This is a genomic window from Actinotalea sp. (assembly GCF_041597215.1).
In the GTDB taxonomy this organism is placed as follows: Bacteria; Actinomycetota; Actinomycetes; order Actinomycetales; family Cellulomonadaceae; genus Actinotalea.
On record NZ_JBFHHB010000287.1, the window covers coordinates 1 to 3593 of the forward strand.

The following is a 3593-nucleotide window of genomic DNA, read 5'->3' on the forward strand; positions in this document are numbered from 1 at the left end:
ACGGTCCCTCCCGAGGCCACGAAGGACCGGAGGATCACGCGGATCGAGGCGGCCGACATCGGGTCGACGGCCTCGAAGGGCTCGTCCAGGACGAGCAGCCGCGGGGCGTGCACCAGTGCGCAGGCGAGCGCGACCTTCTTGGTCATCCCCGCCGAGTAGTCGGCGACGAGGCGCGCCCCCGCACCGCCGAGGTCGAGGGCGGCGATCAGGTCGTCCCGCCGTGCCTCGACCGTGCGGCGGTCCATCCCGCGCAACAGTCCCGCGTAGGAGATCAGCTCGGGTCCGGTGAGGCGGTCGAAGAGCCGCAGGCCGTCGGGCAGCACCCCGAGCAGGCTCGCAGCGGCGGTGCGGTTCGCCCAGAGGTCCACCCCGTGCACGTGGACGGTCCCGGCGTCGGGGGTCAGCAGCCCTGTGCACATGGAGAGCGTCGTCGTCTTGCCTGCGCCGTTGGGTCCGACGATCCCGTAGAACGAGCCGGTGGGGATGTCCAGGTCGAGGTGGTCCACCGCGAGGGTCGACCCGAAGCGCTTGACCAGCCCCTTGACGGCCAGCGCGTTCATCGGGCCTCCGGTGCGGCCGCGGGTGCGGGAACGGGCGTGTCGTCGTCGGCCGCCCGGTCGTCGGCCGTCCGGTCGTCGGCCGTCCGGTCGTCGGCTGCCCGGTCGTCGGCCGTCCGGTCGTCGCGTGCGTGCGGCTCGTCGCCGTGAGAGGACTCGTCGTCCTCGGGCGGCGAACCGGGCTCTGCGGCGTCCAGCGCCCACCGGATGCCCTTCGTCGCGAGCGTCCCGCCGATCCCCCCCAGGGACTGGGTCGTCGGGCTCCACGGCAGGTCGAGCTCCGCGCGGGTCCACGCCGGCATGAGCGACACGGCCGCCGCGGCGAGCGCGGAGTAGCCGAGCCGGGCGGTGCGCGGCAACGGGGGCTCACGCAGGAGGAAGTCGGCGGTCTCGCGAGCGGCCGCCGTTCCCCTCAGCTCGGGCCGGTACGCGCCGAGCGAGGAGCGCAGCCCGGCGAGAGTGGTGGGGACGTCGTGCCCGCCGAGTGCCCTGGCGACCCTCGCCGCCTGCGCGACGTACTCGTCGCAGCCTGCCTCGTCGAGGGGCGTGCGCCCGAAGCGCTGGTGCGCGAGGAGGAAGCTGTCGACCTCGGCCACGTGCACCCAGGTGAGCAGATGAGGGTCGGACGCGCGGTACGGCTCGCCGTCCGGCGTGACCCCGCTGATCCGGGCGTGCACCGCGCGCACGACCGCCACGTACTGCTCGGCCTGCTCCACGGGCCCGAAGGTCGTGGCAGCGAGGAACGTCGCGGTGCGCTGCAGCCGCCCCCACGGGTCGCTGCGGTACCCCGAGTGCGCGGCGACCGCCGCCATCGCGCGCGGGTGCAGGGCCTGCAGCAGCAGGGCCCGGATTCCGCCGACGAACATCGACGCGTCCCCGTGCACCCGGGCGATGGCGCTGTCGGCGGCGAACCACCGGGGCCCGGGTGTGCGGTGGATGGCGTCGCGGGCCGCCGCCGGATCCGGTCCGGCGACGCGACGCAGCAGCGCACCGGCGAGCTCGGTGCGCAGGCGGGCGGGGCGCGGCACAGTCACCACGGCATGGTCACACGTCGAGCGCGTGACCACCCGGCGACGGCGACGCACTCACCCGACCGGACCTGCCGGTCGACCCGCTGCGGGCGGTCCGGTCACCTCCCGGTTCCGAAACGATCACGAATACGCCAAAGCCCGGTCATGCGGCCCGGAGCGCACCTACGGTGTCGCCATGCGCCGAACCTGGGGATCCGCCGTGCTCGCCCTGGCCCTGCTCCTCGGCGGGTGCAGCTCATCGGACTCGAGCACGGCCGGCGTCGACATGGCGTCCGCCGGCGCGGCGGACGAGGCCATGGCCGAGAGCGGCGTGGACGCCGAGGGCGGCGGGACGGCGCTGACCGCTGACACCGACCGCCAGGTGGTCATCACCGGTCAGGTCGCGGTGACGGTGGACGATCCGATCGCGGCGGCCTCCGAGGTCGTCCGGCTGGTCGAGTCGACCGGCGGGCACATCCAGGAGCGCTACCAGACGGCCGCCCGTGAGGGGCGCTCGGCCTCGGCCTCCATCGTCGCCCGCATCCCGGCAGACGGGGTGACCTCGGCGCTCGAACGCCTCGCGGACATCGGCGAGGTCGTCGACAGCTCCCTGTCCAGCACGGAGGTCACCGCCCAGGCCCGCGACCTGGACGCCCGGATCCGCGCCCTGCAGATCTCGATCACCCGCCTGGAGGACCTGCTCACGCGCTCCGGCACGGTCGCGGACATCGTCGCGGCCGAGCAGGTGCTCACCGACCGCCAGTCCCAGCTCGAGCAGCTCCAGTCCCAGCGCGCGGCGCTGGCCGAGCAGGTCGCGCTCTCGACCATCACGATCAACCTCTACCCCGACGGCTCGGTCCCCGCCGATCCGCCCTCGGGCTTCATGTCCGGCCTGACCTCGGGCTGGAACGCCCTGGTCGCCACCGGCAGCGCACTGCTGACCTTCGTCGGTGTGCTCCTTCCCTGGCTGGCCGTGGCCGGCCTCCTGACCGCCGTCGTCGTCCCCGTGGCGCGACGGCTGCGACGGCGGAGCGCGGCAAAGGCGCCGCGTTCCGTCTCCACCCCGTCCACCGCTGCTCAGGCCCAGGCCGTGCGCCCGGGCGACGTCCTGCCGCCCGCTCAGCCCGGTCCGCCGGTGCCGCCCGCTCCACCGAGCGTCCCGCCGGCCGACCAGCCGGGGAAACCGCCGTCCACAACCCCCTGACGCCGCGCACCCCGCTCCCCTATGCTCGGCGCCAGCCGAGGGCAGACGGCGGGGGGCACGATGGGGGAAGCGTCTGCGCAGCTCGAGATCGAGGTGCGCGAGCTCGTCCGGCACCGGGGAGTCGACCCGGTCCGGGATCGCGCCGTGCTGCGCTCGCTCGTCCGCGACGCACTCGACGCCTGGGACGACCGCGCCCTGCGCGGGCAGGTCGCTCCGCTCACCGACCGTGACGCGACCGGCAAGGCCCTGGAGGACGCCGTCGGCGGGCTGGGCCCCTTGCAGAAGTACCTCGACGACGAGGAGGTCGAGGAGATCTGGGTGAACTCACCCGAACAGGTCTTCGTCGCCCGTCGCGGCACCGCAGAGCTCACCACGACGATCCTCACCGAGACGCAGGTCCGCGACCTCGTCGAGCGCATGCTCAAGCTCTCCGGGCGGCGCCTGGACCGGTCGAGTCCGTTCGTCGACGCGACCCTGCCCGGGGGCGAGCGCCTGCACGTGGTGATCCCCGACGTCACGCGTGAGCACTGGGCCATCAACATCCGCAAGTACGTGGTGCGCGCCTCGCACCTGGACGACCTCGTGGCGCTCGGGTCGATGACGCCCGTCGCCGCGCGCTTCCTCGCGGCCTCGGTGGCTGCGGGGCTGAACGTGCTGGTCAGCGGATCTACTCAGGCGGGGAAGACCACGCTCTTGAACGCCTTGGCCGGGTCGATCCCGCCGCGGGAGCGGGTGATCAGCTGCGAGGAGGTCTTCGAGCTGCAGATCGACCACCGGGACACGATCGGCCTGCAGTGCCGCCAGCCCAACCTCGAGGGGGTC

Annotated in this window: 4 protein-coding genes; 2 read left to right on the forward strand and 2 right to left on the reverse strand. The window is 74.0% G+C overall.

The genetic code is table 11. The annotated features are described in order from the left end of the window. Together ABWK99_RS14700 and ABWK99_RS14705 are read right to left on the reverse strand one after the other, a co-directional pair. On the reverse strand, positions 1 to 560 hold a 560-nt coding region (locus tag ABWK99_RS14700; RefSeq protein ID WP_372595445.1), incomplete at its 3' end, for an ABC transporter ATP-binding protein. Further along, positions 557 to 1591: an oxygenase MpaB family protein gene (locus tag ABWK99_RS14705; protein ID WP_372595446.1), complete on the reverse strand. Its 1035-nt coding sequence runs from the start codon at positions 1589 to 1591 to the stop codon at positions 557 to 559. The genes ABWK99_RS14700 and ABWK99_RS14705, both read right to left, overlap by 4 nt. A gap of 172 nt (positions 1592 to 1763) precedes the next feature. On the opposite strand from ABWK99_RS14705, the gene ABWK99_RS14710 reads away from it, so the two are divergent. Next, on the forward strand, positions 1764 to 2771 hold the full coding sequence (locus ABWK99_RS14710; RefSeq protein WP_372595447.1) for a DUF4349 domain-containing protein: 1008 nt from the start codon (positions 1764 to 1766) through the stop codon (positions 2769 to 2771). A 60-nt stretch (positions 2772 to 2831) separates the two neighbouring features. Then, the coding region (locus ABWK99_RS14715) for a CpaF family protein (RefSeq protein ID WP_372595448.1) at positions 2832 to 3593 on the forward strand (762 nt) is incomplete at its 3' end.